We start from the raw sequence: 16,181 nt of genomic DNA on the forward strand, positions 1-16,181 counted from the left end.
CATTTTTAGATTCCTAGAAATGGAGCAGGGTCTACGAATCCAGACCAATTTGAGCTAGTCGCTATTCCAAAATGCAAATGAACTCCTGTTGAATTTCCTGTAGTTCCCATGATGCCGATGGTCTGACCAGCACTCACTGATTGGCCTGGTGTAGCAATATAATTACTTAGGTGAAGGTAATATGAATAGTAACCATCTCCGTGATCAATAATAATGTAATTACCTGCGGATCCATCAAAGGACGCCTGTACTACAGTTCCTGATCTTGATGCCATGATAGGAGTTGAAGAAGTTCCACCCATATCTATACCATCGTGAAAAGATCCAGAAAATCCAGTAGGATCAGCTCTTCCCCCAAATGGACTTGTGACGAAAATGTTGGCTACGGGTGCGCCCCAACCAGAAGAACTGGGACTTTGAATCTGAGTATTATCGGAAGAACTATTGTTGTCTTGGTACTCATTTTGATTAACTGAGTTCGAATCTTGCTCCGAAGTTTCATCTGGTATCTGTTCTTCTTTCTGTGTATCAGTATTTCCTTGACCTATTCCTATGTCATTGGTATCGGCTAGTTGTGATACATCTTTTTCCTGATCTTTTATAATAGATGCGGCTTCTGCCTCTTGAGCTTTTAAAATAGCCGCAGCTTCTGCTTCTTTTCTCTTTTCCTCTGCTATAGCTTTAAGCTCTTTCTCCCTTCTTTTTTCAGCTTCTTGTTTTTGATTTTCAAATTTTGCTTTTTCGGATTTCTCTGTCGCCAAAGAAGCGGATATCTCATTGATTTTTATACTTTGTGTTAATTTGGCTTCTATAAGATCTTTTTCTTTCTCTTCGAGAGATTGAGTTTCTTTTTCCGCATCTGTAACTTTTTTCTCAGCTTCTTTTTTTAATTGATCTAAATTTTCTTTATCATCTATCTGTGCTTGCATAATCTCATTACTAGCAGAAATAAGCTTAGTCATACCAATGGCTGCTGTGACTGCATCTGATAATGATTCGGCGTTTACCATGACAGATATTATAGAGTCACTTTTTTGATTTACTTGTGCATTCCTAGCCTGCTCTTCGATAAGTTTATTCCTAAGGCGTATTCTTTCCTCAAGAGCAGTAATTTTCTGACTAATTTCGGTAAGTTTCTTCTCAGATGTGTTTTTTTCCTTTAGCACTTTTTGATATTCGTTTTCTAGCTGAGTTATTTTGTTATCTAGATCTGTAAGATAAATTTCAGCGGATTTTTGATCTTTCACAATTGTTTCAATTTTATCATCTTTTTCTTTTATTTTTTCCTCAATAGTCTGTGCCTTAGCTAAGATGCTATTACTAAAAAATAGCAAAAACACTATGACAGAGGTAGATATAAATGTTTTTTTCAAATTGATTATTCACTTCCCTTATTTTTATTTGTGAAGAAACATTTTACATAATACTCTCCTCTCTATTTTTATCGATACTACAGGTTCTATTAGGAACTGAAATTGGAATTACTATGAAAAAAGCAATTGGATCCATATGCAATATTTCAATTTAATAGACAGCTTTAAAATAACTAAAACTTATGGAGATTTTATGGAGTATATACAGACCTACATAAAATTCACACAACTGTAAAGTATGATATCAAAAGTTAATACAGGAGAACGAATTTAGTGGATAAAATATTGAAACTTATGAAACCTTGGGACTATTTCATTATTACTGCGGTCATTATGGCATCATTCGTACCATATTTACTATTTGATACTAATAATGATGAAAATAATAATAGGGAAAGTACAGATGTAATTGCAGTTGTTAAAATAGATGGAGAAGTTGTAGACAAATTTAACTTATCACAAGTTAATGAGTCTTTTGAAAAAACATATTACCCTCAAAAAGGGAAATACAATATTATTGAAGTAGCTCCAGGAAAAATCAGGGTAAAAGAAGATAATAGTCCTGATCAAATTGCTGTTCGTACAGGCTGGATTAGTAGACCAGGGGAAATGAGTATATGTCTGCCTCATAAATTGATTGTTGAAATTTTAGGAGTAGAGGAGAATCCTTTAATTTATTAGTATGAACTAATAAGTACCACGAATCCTATTATAGAGACATGGACGGAGTAATCTAAGGAAAGACCGTTAACTAAAATCGCTAAAACCTGTTTACATGATTCTTCATTTAAGGTGGTTACGGAATTTTGCATATAGAAAGCCATATTAGAGATAACGAGTTTATAAAATATTAATAGGGATGGTAAGTGTCATTACAGTGGATAATACTTATTTAACAGATGTGTTTAATCAATATAAATTACGCGAAAATTTACTGTATCAAACTTGGTTTATCAAAAGTGAAAAACGTTTGAAAGCGTTTAAAAAAGTTAGGAAATACGTACAAGTACTTATCAAACATGTCAATAACGGAACGTTCCCAACAGATTTTAAAAATTCAGCCCTAGAGGACATAATGAATGTAATTGCAGAACAAACAGAAATTTTTAAAGGAGCCAAGCATGCATTTATGTGGAAACCTAAATTGAGAATTCCGGATATTTATGAAAATAGTGAAAATCAGTTAGCTTTTTCACTTTGTCTTGATCAAATTCTTAAAGCTAATCAAGAAATTAAAATGTTATTTGCTGTAAATATTCTAGCAGAAAAGAAAATCAGAGGGCTTGGTCCAGCTGTCGCAAACATTTTATATTTTCTAGAACCTACCATTTTCCCTCCTTTTAACACAGCTATTGTAAATGGATATAATTATCTTACGGGCTCGAAAATTCGCTTAGGTAAATGGGAGGACTATTTTAAACTCCGTGATGGTATGATTGAACTCAACTGCTTAGGAGGACTTTTTTCGAAAGATTTGGGTGCTATCTCAGCTTTTTTATTTGATATTGGGAAACTAAATTATATTGTTCGCGAAAATGAAGAAGAGTATGTCAGAATTTCAGAAAGTAACACCCAGAAATTAATAAAACAGAAGTTGGAAAAAGAGGATGGCAAAAATGTGCACCAAAAAATCCAATATATCTTAGCTACTTTAGGTAATGAGATAGGTTATCATGCTTGGATTGCCTCAAACGATCATAATAGAATTGTAGATGGGAATCGCTTAGGAGATGTGTCTATACCTCTATTACCAGAAACAATCTATCAATTACCAAATCCGTTAAGTAGGACGATTGGTTTGATTGATGTTATTTGGTTTTCAAAAAATGGGGAACCGATATGTGCTTTTGAGGTTGAAAAATCGACGTCAATAATTTCTGGGATGAATCGAATGGATGATTTGTATTCGATTCATCAAGAAAATTTGATGATGTATATTGTCTCACCGGATCAACGTGAAGAGGAGATACGAGCACAATTTAATAGACCACATTATATGCGTAATCAAAATTTGCATGATCACTTACGATACATTCTATTTACAGATTTAGAGAAACATGCTAATTTTATGAAGAAATTTGGCAAAGATTTTACAATTTTAGCCCCGATATCTCATTATCCAAGTGGTGAACTAGTTCGGTAGTTATTCTGGACAAAGAAGTTGAAATTAATACGGTTAATTGTAGTATAAATAAGCATTTGGGCAGAATTGGAAATCAATCTTCCCTTTTTTTACGAGTAGCTTCCACATTTATAATGGCGCTCATTGCTATTGAATGTCTTAGCAACGTCCAGAAGAAAATCATCATATTAATGCTGCCCATGCTTCCATTTTAGTAACTTTTCGTTGAAGAAAATTGCGGATAGAGTGAATACTATCTATTCATAACCTAGAAATGTTATCTAAAAAGGTATTTTCCTTATATTCATCGAAGATAATGGTTTTATTTGCACTTAAAAAAGAAACAATAAATCTTACTTCTAGAATCCCCTGGTGTATGGACTACCCCATACACCAGGGAATGTTATGTACTCTTGGTGGAATGCAACGAGTGGATGGAATGATGAGGATCATTTTCTTTGGTGTCAGAAATACATAAAGAAAGATTATAAACCACGCATGCCTTATTCGTTTTATAAAGAGTAAAGTTAGACTAAATATTTTGAGAGAATCAATTCTATTCTGAACCATGAATTTAGTGAATTTTAAAGGGACTGTGACATAAGTCCATAGAAGAAAACCGCAAGAAATGACGAGAAAGCGTTCATTTCTTGCGGTTTTTTGGGTAAAATAAAAAGGAGCACCGGTTCCCGCCAATGCCCCATCATTTAATCCTGAAAGGACTAAACAAAATGTATACTAATTATAACATGAATCAACTCACTTTGGATCTATCTACTTCATTTTCTCCAAAAGAAAATCATGTCGCCGTTTTTATCCATGAACTGGTCGAAGCGCTTCAGATTAATGACCCCTATCTTTTTGGTCGACCAAGAGAATATGATTTAGGTGCCATGATGAAGGTGGTTCTTTTTGCGTATACGCGAGAAACCTTTACAAGTCGCAAGATTGAACGCTTAGCTGAAGAAAACCTATATGCTCGCTGGTTGACGCAAGAACGGGTTCCGACTTATCGAACTATCGCCCGTTTTTGTGTATCCAACGATGTACAGGAGTTGACCAATAAAGGTTTAGATCAGTTGACAGAGTATCTGCGTGCACGGAATCTGATTGATGATGCGTTGTTTATTGACGGGACCAAAATCTTGGCGGATGCGAATAAATACAGCTTTGTCTGGAAGAAAAATACGATCCGGTTCGATCAAATGAATCGCGAAAAATTGCTTACTATGATGACGGAACTAAGAGAAGCATATGCCCTGAAACAGATTCCCGAAGGGACGACCTTGACCGTAGACATGATAGATGAACTGTTAACACGGATGGAACTGCGTCTGGATGAACTAGAAAATGAAGTTGAGGCAACGAAACGTCTTTCGCCAAATCCAGCGAAACAACAACGGCGAACGTTGAAAAGCCAAGTACGCAAACTAAATGCAAAGCGAGAAAAACTTCTGGAACATCAAACGCAGTTTTCTATTTATGGGACTAGAAACAGTTATTCAAAAACCGATCATGATGCGACATTTATGCGCGTAAAAGAAGACCACATGAAAAATGGCCAACTTAAACCTGCGTATAACCTGCAGATCGCTACATGTAATCAATTTGTGCTCGGCTACGATGTCTTTCAAAACCCAACAGACACTAAAACACTGAAACCATTACTGGAAAAAATGAAGACTGCACAAAAGTCCCCTCATTATTTGGTCGCCGATGCAGGTTATGGTTCAGAAAGCAATTACCGCTATATAGAAGATGAACTTCCTCAGCATACTGCACTGATTCCTTATGGAACGATGTTTAAAGAACAAAGTAAGAAATGGCAGACAGATGACCGGAAAGTAATGAATTGGGTTTACGAGCCCAATGAGGACTTTTACATCGACCCCAAAGGGGTACGATTCAATTTTCATGCCTACCGTCAACGAACAGATGCGGATGGCTTTGTCCGAGATTTTAAAGAATACCAAGCAGAAAAAACGGATGCGAACCAAGCGCTCATTCCTGAAGCCTTAACCCCAAAGGGGAATCGTAGAAAGATCACTGTAAACCCGTCTTGGGAGTATCATAAAGAAAAACAAAAAGAACGGTTATCAACGCCTGACATTCAAAAAATATATGGGCGGAGAAAAGTCGACGTGGAAACAGTCTTCGGATTTATGCAGGCTTGTTCGGGCTTCACTCGCTACACGGTTCGAGGCTTAGAGAAAGTCAGAAAACAGACGGGTTTACTCATTACGGCAATCAATATGATGAAATTGACAAAAATAGGAACTTGAACTACTCAAAATGAATAAAAAAACAAGAAGCACTCGAAAAATCTCATGATTTCCAAGTGCTCCTTGTTTTTTGGAGAGCGTAACTAGGTAACTTATGTCACGCCTCCTTTAACTTATTTTAACCTTGACTTCAAATCGCTTAGTTCACTACTTAAGATATCATTTTGCTCTTTTAAATTTTCAAGATCCTGTTTCAATTGTTCGTCATCTTTTTCATTATGCGATCCTGAGTGCATACCCCTCATCATAAATATCATCATTATCGGACATAATAAAAGTAATAACCACTGCATTGTCATCACTCCTTAACTAAGTTCTTTAGAGTAGCAACTTCTTCTTTTAATTGCTCAGTTTGGATTTTTAAACTTGCTATATCATTTTCGGAACCAGTGTGTTTTGAATGATCTTCTCCATGCATATGATGATGCCCAGCATGTCCGTGCCCTTTATGCATAAACATCATTGAGATAGGGCAAATTAGTAGTAATAGTAGTGGTAAGAGATTAAGTAATGCTTCCATGTAAATCTTCCTCCTTAGATTTTTTGAGATAGATGTAAGTTAATATAGAGCCAATTAATAGGACTATGGACAGGACTTGAGCCATTCTCAAGTTTGCTGTTAGCATTAAACTGTCGGTCCGTAATCCTTCAATCCAGAATCTCCCGACGGAATATAGTGAAACATAAATTAAAAATATTTGCCCAAAGAACATTCTATTTCTAGACACCAGAAGCAAAATAATGAGTACTCCTATATTCCATAAAGACTCATATAAAAAAGTCGGATGATGGTAGGCCCCATCAATATACATTTGATCAATTATGAAAGATGGGAGTTTCAGAGATTGCAGGAACTCTATGTCTACAATTTCTCCATAGGCCTCTTGATTCATAAAATTTCCCCATCGTCCAATGATTTGTCCAATTACTATACTGGGAGCAACTACGTCAGCAACATTCCAAAAAGAAAGATTTTTCTTCTTGCAATAAATAACCCCTGTCAATACAGCACCAATTAATCCACCATGTATTGCTAGACCACCTTCCCAAATTTTTAAGATACTTAAAGGATCATCAATGTACAAAGGTAATTCAAAAAGTACATAGTATAATCTGGCCGATATAATAGAAACTGGCAATCCATATAACAACAGATCAACAATTGTATCCTCAGGCAATGCCGCACGCTTTGCTCTTCTATTAGCAACAAAATATCCGATTATGATCCCAAACACTATGAAAATGGCATACCAATAAATAGTAAATGGACCAAACGAAATAAATACTCTGTCGTAGGGTTCTCTCAAATTCTTCCCTCCTTCCTAATGAACTTGTTTTGACTATAGCAGGCTATTATGGAAATTTTATGTAGACTTTTTGACAGATACATTGGTACACATTTTCTACACAAGTTTTTTTATCATTATATTAAAAGGAGTGATCTAATATAAATATTAATTTAATGAAAAAAAGCATGCTATTTCTATTATTTTTTGTCTTTGCTTTATCCCTCGCGATTACATTGACAATCAACTTCCCTGGTTTGCTCAAAATCAATTTATTCTTTCAAAGCGATATAAATTTTCAAAACTGGAGTAGATCTCAAGTTAATCAAGATTTTAGAAATTTAATGGGCTATTTAAATAATCCTTTTCAAAAAGAATTGGTTTTTGATAATCTATACGTCTCAGATCGCGGTATAAACCATTTTAAAGATGTTAAATTTTTGTTCCAGCTTAACTATTCATTGCTTCTTTCTACGAGTAGCGTTCTTTTATACCTAAACAGGAAAAAATTAGTAACGCGTGATCAAGTCAGAGAAATCACTAGTTTAATCAAGCGGATGATAATATCAGTCTGTGTAATGGCACTTCTGTTTTTTGATAAAGCATTTGTGCTTTTTCATCAAGTATTTTTTGACAATGATGATTGGATGTTTGACTATCGTACAGATCCAATTATCAGTTTTTTACCGGAAACATTTTTCTTTTTATGCTTTTTATTAATTGTAACTATAAGTGTTTCTACTTTGACAACAATTCATCATTTGTTTAATAAAGAAGAACGTACTTTATGAATAGCCTAAGGAGGGATGGTCTTGGTCGAACACAAAATACAGGTATCGAATTCAGAGTTAGATGTTTTAAAGTTTATCTGGAGATATGAACCGGTAACATGTGGTTTAATAACACATGGAATGCAAGAGCGTAATAGTTGGCATCCCTCCACAACAAAAACGTTAATAAGAAGGTTGTTAGATAAAAATGTGATCACGTTTAACACTTCAAAAAACCAAAGATACTACACTTCACTGATTAAGAAGCAAGAATTTTTGGAAACCGAAATACAAAGGTTACTTTCTGGAATGGATGAAGGTTGTATCTCAGAAGTAAGCTACTATTTAAACGGATTGGTTAAACGTTCTGACACGGAGGAATTCAATGATTTCAAAATATAATCTTTATGGAATGACTTGTGCAGTTTGCGCAACAACAATAGAGAAAAAAATTCATGAGTTGGATGGAGTATATTTCGCTAAAGTTAACTTAACAACTGAGGTTCTAAAATTGGAATATGATGAAGGTGTTTTGTCTAATCATACAGTTATAACAGCTATTCAAGACATTGGTTATGACGCTGAGATTCGAAAAAAAACTGAGATAAAGGTATTTGGAATAAGTGGAATGACTTGTGTGTCCTGCGCTAACAAAATTGAAAATGTAGTTAAATCAATGACTTATGTCAAATATGCCAACGTAAATTTTGAAGCAGAAAAACTCTCGGTAATATCAACTGACCCTTCAGCGGTTGCAAAAATAAGTGATGTTGTCAAAATTCTTGGATATCAGCTATATGCTCTTTCTGAAGATGAGGAACAAGTAATATATAAAACAAAAGAACAAGAGCAACAGCAACAGAAGCTAAGGCGAAGATTTATCACGTCAATGCTATTTACAATTCCTATTATATATGTTGCTAGTGCAAATATACTTGAGTTACCCCTATTTGAAATAATTGATCCTACGACAAACCCTAGTTTTTTTTCGATGACGCAATTAATACTTACCGCTCCGGTTATATTGGCCAATAAAGACTATTATAAAATTGGATTTTCCTCACTCATGAAAAAACATCCGAAAATGGACACATTAATTGCTTTAGGTACAAGTATTGCTTTGTTATACGGCATCTTTGCAACAATACAGATTATATTGGGAAATTATCTCTATACAAAAGAGCTCTACTTTGGAGCATCAGCAGTGATATTAACGTTAATCAGACTAGAGAAATACCTAGAGTTGGTGACGAAAGATAAGACATCTGAAGCAATACAAAAATTAATGAGGATAACTCCCAAAACAGCGAAAACTATCAGACATAATAAGGAACAGACTGTTCCTATTGAATCAGTTTTAGTAGGAGATGTGATCATAGCAAAACCAGGAGAGCGTTTGCCACTGGATGGTATTGTAATAAGTGGTAAGTCTTTAGTTGATGAATCTATGCCTACAGGTGAAAATCTTCCTGTTGAAAAGAAAGCTAATGACCGAGTAATAGGACCCAGTAAAAATAAAAATGGCGTAATAAGATATGAAACAACTCATATTGGTAAAGACACCACTTTAGCTCAAATAAGCAAACTAGTGGATGATGCACAATCTTCGAAAGCTCCAATCGAAAAACTGGCTGATATCATTTCAAGTTACTTTGTATATATCATTATTGTAGTTGCGATTGGATCTAGTCTACTTTGGGTGCTATCTGGACAAAGTATTTCGTTTTCATTCTCAGTCTTAATTTCAGTTTTAGTTATAACATGTCCTTGTGCATTCGGTTTAGCTACACGGACAGCTATTATGGTCGGTATGGGAAAAGGCGCTGAAAATGGTATTTTAATTAAAAGTGGTGAAGCTTTAGAAACAACTCATCACGTAAAAACAATATTATTCGATAAAACTGGTACGATTACAAAAGGAAAACCTGTGGTAACAGATATAATACTTGCAGAAAATATGGATAGAAACTTTCTCTTGTTTTTAGCGGCCTCTGCTGAAAAAGCATCCGAGCATCCGCTTGGGGAGGCAATTGTAAAAGAAGCCGAAATCGTGGGGATTGATCTGGTTGAACCTAGTATATTCGAATCTTTCTCTGGATTGGGCATTAATGCTATATTGAAAGGTACCGAAGTAAGTTTAGGAAATGAAGAGTTCTTTAAGCAGTTGAATATAGACATTAGTAAATTTAAGTTAATTTCAGATAATTTAGCATCTAAAGGAAAGACACCAGTGTATATTGCAAATGATCGTATCTTTCTCGGAATAATTGCGATTGAAGACACTATAAAGCCAGCAAGTGCATTAGCAATTCAAAAGTTGAATAAACTTGGCCTCAATGTGGTTATGCTCACGGGTGATAATAAACTTACTGCACAGGCAATAGCTAATCAAGTTGGGATCACCAACGTTATTAGTGAGGTATTACCTCAAGAAAAGGCCTATTATGTTAAAATGTTGCAGTCAAAAGAACATAGGGTTGCAATGGTAGGTAATGGGATAAACGATGCACTTGCCCTCGCTCAAGCGGATATAGGTTTTGTGATGGGTTCTGGTACTGATATAGCGATGGAATCTGCGGATATAATATTGATGAACGACGATCTGCAATTGCTACTGTTAGCTGTTGACTTAAGCAAAAAAACAATTTGGAATATAAAGTCAAATTTGTTCTGGGCATTTGCTTATAACATGTTAAGTGTTCCAATAGCGATGGGTATTTTGAACATTTTCGGTGGGCCTTTATTAAGCCCAATAATTGCAGGAGCTGCTATGAGTTTTAGCTCGATATCAGTGCTTTTAAATTCACTTCGCTTAAAAAAATTCAAAGTCAAATAGGAAAGGTGATTGTCTCATGACTGAATATTTACAGACCTTATTTATTAGTGGAATGGCTTGTTTAGGATGCGCCGGAGAAATTAAGTATGCATTAGAAAAGAATCCCTCAATTTCTGTTAAGAAAGTGAATCTTGAAGAAGGATTGGTAACTATTGCAGCAAAGACAGATTTATCAATTAGCGTTATTAATCAATTGTTGGAAAATACGAAGTATAAGGCTTTATAAGTTTGGTGAATCATCACATTAAATATGGGAATTCTTACGGCAAGAAAGTTTCTCCATATTCTACTTTTTTCAAATCGGGATGTAGAGAAAAAACAGTCTTTTAAGATTTATGCATTGCTTTTTGTGCATAAATATATGTTGAATCCAATAGGCGGCTTTTTTCCTGAAGGCGATCCAATCACGGCAGAAGCCGATGATGAAGGTAACTGGGAAGCGACGGTACCAGAACTAACGGAAGGTGTTACAGTAACAGTCGTAGCTGAATCCGAAGGCAAAGATCCGAGTGCACCAATCACCGTGAGTGTAAACGGTTTAACCGTGGCGGCACCGACGGCTACAATAACAGGAAACAGTACCGATGGGTATCCTGTGACGGGGACAGCCGCAGCAAATGCGGCCATTGAAATTTTAAATGAAGCAGGCGATATTGTTGGTAGTACGACGGCGGATGACAAAGGTGCTTATACCGTGACCTTAGATCCAGACGATGTGGCGCCAGAAGAAGCTTTGCAGGTAGTGGCAGTTGTGACAGCGGGCGGTCAAGATTATCGAAGTACAGGCACAACACTAGTGGTTCCTGCAGACGATGTAGAAGATTTGACGGAAACACCAACGATCGACTAGGTAACAGCTGGGGATACCACCATCGGTGGTACCGCTGAACCAGGGGCAACCGTGACGGTGACACTTCCTGATGGGACTGAAGTTACCACCGAAACAGATGATGAGGGCAATTGGAGTGTCAATGTACCTGAATTGTCTGAAGGGGATACCATTACAGTCGTCGCAGACAGTGACGGTAAAGACCCAAGTGATCCAATCAATGTAACTGTCGGAGCACTGACTGTTGCCGCACCGACAGCTTCCATCAGCGGAAATAGCACCGATGGTTATCCAGTGATAGGGAAAGCGTCTGCACATGCAATAATAGAGATCTTAAATGAGGATAATGAGATTGTTGGTAAAGGTACAGCAAATCACGCTGGTAACTTCATGATTACTCTTAACCCAGAAAATGTGACAGCAGGTGATATCCTAAGAGTTGTGGCAATTGTAAGAGTAGGTGGGAAAGACTATCGTAGTCAGGCAACCAAAATCGTGGTGCCGAATGATGAATCTGATGGAATAACACCTAATGGTAATAACTTAAATGAGAATAACAAAGATGAAAATAATAAATTTTTGCCCAAAACAGGTACCGAGGATTATTGGTATATATCGATTTTAGGTTTAGTTTTATTTCTTTTTGGTAATGTACTTTGGTATCTGGAACTTAAAAGAAGAAGAAAAGAAAGCTAATGCCAAATCCTAATTATTTGCAAAAAATGTATTCTCTATTCGAGCTACAATCTCTTCACTTTCTGGTAAGTGGTAGATAAATTAATTCTGATAACGACATACTAACTTTAAGAGATGAGTATATTACTTTATCCCACTCTTAATAGAAGCTAAGAAAAAACTTTAGTTTTGGTGCTTTTAATCATTATTAAATCTAATTGGTTCAAAGGTGTTAACACTAGCCAGCGTCTCCGGATGCTGGCTTTCACTGTTCAAGATATCACTTTCGCTATCTCTTAAGAGAAAGTGATAGCAATTATTAATCCTAAACATGGGTGTTATATTTTCGAACACTCAGCTTATCTAATGCTACATCAAACTTTTCTTATTGTTTGATATATTCTTTTATTGTCGAGTCGTTAAGTACAACCGTACTTACATAATATCCCTCTGCCCAAAATAGCAGTTCTAAACTTATATTTCATATTAGGATGCTAATCGAATATCATCATAGCACTTCTACCTGTTAGGATATCCATGAAACTCTAAACATATGTTTTGGGCGGGATACTTAGCGATAGATGTACATGATATGAAATTTAAATTAATTTTACTCCGTTGTAACTGCAAAAGTGCTTTTCTGTTTCTTGTGAGCTAGCTCTATATTGATGATAAATAATTTTCTTTCAGTATTTTATAGATCTGATATATTCACTTTATTTGTGCAATAAATTTCCAGTTAGAAGGTTGCCTAATGGAATTCATGGACATGATCAGATTATTCTTTGCAGTATTTGTTTTTTTTTAGATTCGCCGATTGTAAAATTAAGCTAGACAACTAAAAAAGCCATTTGTGCTACACTCAAAATAGTTCTGACCAAAGAATTATAAGGAGTGAGTACAAATGACCTATACCCATCTTACAACGGATGAACTTGTAATGATAGAGTCTTATTTCAAAATAAATCAATCTGTTGCGAAAACTGCGCATTGCTTGAGTCGTTCAAGACAAACGATCCATAAAGTATACCTATTCTTCAAGCAAGGAAAATCAGCCTTAGAATACTATCAACAGTATAAGAAAAACAAATCAAACTGTGGTAGACGCCCGCTTGTTTTACCCGAGGAACAATCAGAATATATTCAAAGAAAGGTTGTTCAAGGATGGACACCCGATGTGATTGTTGGTCGTGCAGCGTTTCCTATTCGTTGTTCTGCTCGTACCATTTATCGTATGTTCAAAAAGGGGCTATTTAATCCTTCTGACTTACCGATGAAAGGCAAGCGTAAACCGAATGGACATCAAGAAAGGCGTGGAAAACAAGCTTTCCGCCGCTCTATTCATGAACGTGAAAAAGATTATAGCCAATTCTCAAATGAGTTTGGTCACCTTGAAGGTGACACTATCGTAGGTCTGAAACATAAAAGTGCTGTAATTACCTTAGTTGAACGATTATCAAAAGTTATCATTACATTGAAACCGTGTGGTAGACAAGCGATTGATATTGAAAAAAATTAAATCATTGGTTTGAATCTGTACCGAAAAATCTATTCAAATCCATCACTTTTGATTGTGGAAAGGAATTTTCAAATTGGAAACAAATCAGTAATGCCAATGATATTGCCATTTATTTCGCTGATCCAGGAACACCGTCTCAAAGAGGCCTAAACGAGAATTCTAACGGATTGTTACGTAGAGATGGTTTATTGAAATCTATGGATTTCAATTCAGTAGATGAATCTTTTATTCAATCTGTCACATCTAAACGAAATAATATTCCTAGAAAATCACTGGATTATCGAACACCTTTGGAAGTATTTTTGAGTTACGTAAGTATTGATGATTTGTCTAACTTAATTTGACAATTAAGAATTATTAAAATTGTCATATATTGTTTTACAAGTAGGACCTTTTTACTAAACATAAGTAGATGTGCAAGTAATTCTACCTGAGGAGACTGCATTAATGTAAAATAATAAATTTGATATGCAATCATAAACTGAGCAAATCATTCTGTATCTATCCTATATTTAAAGCTCTAAAACAAACTCTATACATGGTTTCTCCATAAATTTTCATTATGATACTTGTAAGACAATTCTTAAAAGATTGATTAGATTAGTAAATCCAATATAGGCGTCTTTTTTAGGAAAGAAGGAATTTTATGATGAAATATTTGCAAATAGTGGTTATTAACGGAATGAATTGCTCAGGGTGTGCAACAAAAGTAAGAAATGCTTTGGAAGCAGAGCCAACAGTCAGTGTAAAAATAGTTGACTTGGCTAGAGGTACAGTTACTTTCGATGCTGATTCAAAATTAACATTAACATTCTTAAATCAACTACTAAAAAATACAAAGTATACTGTAACTAGGGATATATCTATATAAATATAAATATATGTGGGGGGATCGACACGAAATCTCCACATATTTTTTTTATGGTAAATACATAATAGATATGGGAGATGATGGGTTGAAGAATAATAAATATATTTGGTTAGCAGCAACAACAATATCAATATTGACCCTAGGCGGTATTTTCATATTGATTCAACAGCAGAACAAGGAGGAGCATGCTGAAGTTATCTATCAAGAAGAACAACGACAAATCTCAAGTAGAATGTCCAATATGATGGGGGATAATCAAGAAGCTGATTTGAAGGTTGTACACCAAACAGATAGAAAACTATTGATTCCCCCTGTTCTTGAACCATCTTCAAAAAGCAAAGAAAATGTGACATATGATATAGTTACTCAAAACGGGGAAGTTCAAATCATGGATGGAGAAAAAACTGAAACATTAGGCTATAACGGGGATTTTTTAGGGCCAGTTATTAGACTGAAAAAAGGTCAAAAAGTTACTATCAATACAACCAATAATCTTGATGCTAGCACATCTTTTCATTGGCACGGTTTGAAAGTAGCTTCTGATGCAGATGGAGGTCCACATCAGATTATAGAAGCAGGACAGAAAAAAAGTGTAACATTCGAGGTTGATCAAGAAGCTTCTACACTCTGGTTTCATCCCCATCCGGAAGGAGAAACAGCATCTCAAGTTTATAAGGGGTTAGCAGGTTTGATGTATATTGATGATGGCAACTCAAAATTATTAGATTTACCTTCCAAATATGGTGTCGACGACATTCCCTTGATTGTGCAAGATAAATCTTTCAGTTCTACTAATCAAATTAACTATGAAAATGATTTTAACTCTGATGGAACAAAAGGGGAGACGTTGCTTACTAATGGCACAATCAATCCATACGTTGAGATAAAAAGCCGATGGATGAGGTATAGAATTGTTAATGGATCCAATGCAAGAAACTTCACTTTTAATTTGGATAATGACGAATCATTCTACCAAATTGCTACAGATGGTGGTTTTCTGAATACTTCTGTTAAACTTAGTAAACTACTTTTAGCGCCCGGGGAAAGGGCAGAAATATTAGTGGATACTCAGAATTATAAAAAAGGTAAGGTGATTCATTTACTAGCAAATAATTTGGTTGCACTGACAATGAGAATTGAGAATACGATAGACAACAAAGAGTTTAATCCCTCTGATAGTCTAAATACTATTAGTACTTTAGATGAAAAGAAATTGGAAGATTTAACAAGACAGAGTATTAATTTAAGTGGAATGTCTCACATGGTAAACATCAACAATAAGCAATTTGATATGGAAAGAATAGATTTATATAAAAAATTAGGTACTCAAGAGATTTGGGAAGTTAACAATATTAGTAGTATGATGGGAGGCATGATTCATCCGTTCCATATCCATGGTGTTCAGTTTCAAATTTTATCTAGAGATGGAAATCAGCCCGCACTAAACGAGCAAGGATGGAAAGATACTGTGCTGGTAAATCCGGATGAAACAGTAGAACTTCTTGTGAAATTCGACCGTGAAGGTATTTTCATGTATCATTGTCATATATTAGAACATGAAGAGTATGGAATGATGGGACAAATGGAAATTAAATAGAAAATAATTTAAGAAGGATGA

Annotated in this window: 14 protein-coding genes and 2 pseudogenes; 12 read left to right on the forward strand and 4 right to left on the reverse strand. The window is 35.3% G+C overall.

All coding sequences use genetic code 11. The features are described from left to right. Window positions 1-5: 5 nt before the first annotated feature. Entirely contained in the window at window positions 6-1,373 is a 1,368-nt protein-coding gene (locus EFB00_RS13195; RefSeq protein ID WP_122647318.1) for a peptidoglycan DD-metalloendopeptidase family protein, read from the reverse strand. Between the two features lie 273 nt (window positions 1,374-1,646). Here EFB00_RS13195 and EFB00_RS13200 point away from each other — a divergent pair, with 273 nt between their 5' ends. The 3 genes from EFB00_RS13200 (at window position 1,647) to EFB00_RS13210 (ending at window position 5,777) form a co-directional block, all read left to right on the forward strand. Further along, the gene (locus EFB00_RS13200; RefSeq protein ID WP_122647319.1) at window positions 1,647-2,054 is read left to right on the forward strand and encodes a NusG domain II-containing protein; all 408 of its coding nucleotides are present in this window, start codon (window positions 1,647-1,649) and stop codon (window positions 2,052-2,054) included. 178 nt (window positions 2,055-2,232) lie between these two features. Continuing rightward, window positions 2,233-3,516, forward strand: coding sequence for a type II restriction endonuclease (locus EFB00_RS13205; protein ID WP_122647320.1), 1,284 nt, complete (start codon window positions 2,233-2,235; stop codon window positions 3,514-3,516). A 710-nt stretch (window positions 3,517-4,226) separates the two neighbouring features. Then, window positions 4,227-5,777 carry an IS1182 family transposase gene (locus EFB00_RS13210; protein WP_122647343.1) on the forward strand — a complete coding sequence of 517 codons (1,551 nt, stop codon included), beginning with the start codon at window positions 4,227-4,229 and terminating at the stop codon, window positions 5,775-5,777. A gap of 113 nt (window positions 5,778-5,890) precedes the next feature. Here the strand turns inward: EFB00_RS13210 and EFB00_RS13215 are convergent, their stop codons facing one another. From EFB00_RS13215 to lgt, 3 genes are read right to left on the reverse strand one after another with little or no spacing between them, the layout of a single operon-like run. After that, complete coding sequence (locus tag EFB00_RS13215; protein ID WP_002307645.1) at window positions 5,891-6,076, reverse strand: DUF2933 domain-containing protein; 186 nt, start codon at window positions 6,074-6,076, stop codon at window positions 5,891-5,893. Next, window positions 6,076-6,297 carry a DUF2933 domain-containing protein gene (locus EFB00_RS13220; RefSeq protein ID WP_122647321.1) on the reverse strand — a complete coding sequence of 74 codons (222 nt, stop codon included), beginning with the start codon at window positions 6,295-6,297 and terminating at the stop codon, window positions 6,076-6,078. The genes EFB00_RS13215 and EFB00_RS13220 overlap by 1 nt, the downstream gene beginning before the upstream one ends. Next, window positions 6,281-7,084 carry a prolipoprotein diacylglyceryl transferase gene (gene lgt, locus EFB00_RS13225; protein WP_002294779.1) on the reverse strand — a complete coding sequence of 268 codons (804 nt, stop codon included), beginning with the start codon at window positions 7,082-7,084 and terminating at the stop codon, window positions 6,281-6,283. Before lgt ends, EFB00_RS13220 begins: the two co-directional genes overlap by 17 nt. 155 nt (window positions 7,085-7,239) lie before the next feature. Here lgt and EFB00_RS13230 point away from each other — a divergent pair, with 155 nt between their 5' ends. The 9 genes and pseudogenes from EFB00_RS13230 to EFB00_RS13265 all read left to right on the forward strand — a co-directional run bounded on the left by EFB00_RS13230 (window position 7,240) and on the right by EFB00_RS13265 (window position 16,160). After that, on the forward strand, window positions 7,240-7,854 hold the full coding sequence (locus EFB00_RS13230; RefSeq protein WP_122647322.1) for a TIGR01906 family membrane protein: 615 nt from the start codon (window positions 7,240-7,242) through the stop codon (window positions 7,852-7,854). A 15-nt stretch (window positions 7,855-7,869) separates the two neighbouring features. Next, the gene (locus tag EFB00_RS13235) at window positions 7,870-8,235 is read left to right on the forward strand and encodes a BlaI/MecI/CopY family transcriptional regulator (RefSeq protein ID WP_002307652.1); all 366 of its coding nucleotides are present in this window, start codon (window positions 7,870-7,872) and stop codon (window positions 8,233-8,235) included. After that, the gene (locus EFB00_RS13240) at window positions 8,219-10,669 is read left to right on the forward strand and encodes a heavy metal translocating P-type ATPase (RefSeq protein ID WP_122647323.1); all 2,451 of its coding nucleotides are present in this window, start codon (window positions 8,219-8,221) and stop codon (window positions 10,667-10,669) included. Before EFB00_RS13235 ends, EFB00_RS13240 begins: the two co-directional genes overlap by 17 nt. A gap of 16 nt (window positions 10,670-10,685) precedes the next feature. After that, window positions 10,686-10,895, forward strand: a complete 210-nt coding sequence (locus EFB00_RS13245) for a heavy-metal-associated domain-containing protein (protein ID WP_070872042.1) — start codon at window positions 10,686-10,688, stop codon at window positions 10,893-10,895. Window positions 10,896-11,030: 135 nt separating this feature from the next. After that, entirely contained in the window at window positions 11,031-11,519 is a 489-nt protein-coding gene (locus EFB00_RS13700) for an Ig-like domain-containing protein (protein ID WP_241153464.1), read from the forward strand. Window positions 11,520-11,531: 12 nt separating this feature from the next. After that, window positions 11,532-12,194, forward strand: a pseudogene (locus EFB00_RS13705) (LPXTG cell wall anchor domain-containing protein); the annotation flags it as partial. An 883-nt stretch (window positions 12,195-13,077) separates the two neighbouring features. Further along, a pseudogene (locus EFB00_RS13255) lies at window positions 13,078-14,036 on the forward strand (IS30 family transposase). Window positions 14,037-14,338: 302 nt separating this feature from the next. Next, complete coding sequence (locus EFB00_RS13260) at window positions 14,339-14,563, forward strand: heavy-metal-associated domain-containing protein (protein ID WP_002328408.1); 225 nt, start codon at window positions 14,339-14,341, stop codon at window positions 14,561-14,563. Between the two features lie 10 nt (window positions 14,564-14,573). Beyond that, complete coding sequence (locus tag EFB00_RS13265; protein ID WP_122647324.1) at window positions 14,574-16,160, forward strand: multicopper oxidase family protein; 1,587 nt, start codon at window positions 14,574-14,576, stop codon at window positions 16,158-16,160. The last annotated feature ends 21 nt before the right edge of the window (window positions 16,161-16,181 follow it).

Origin of the sequence: Enterococcus mediterraneensis (assembly GCF_900604485.1) — a bacterium.
Taxonomy (GTDB): Bacteria; Bacillota; Bacilli; order Lactobacillales; family Enterococcaceae; genus Enterococcus_C; species Enterococcus_C mediterraneensis.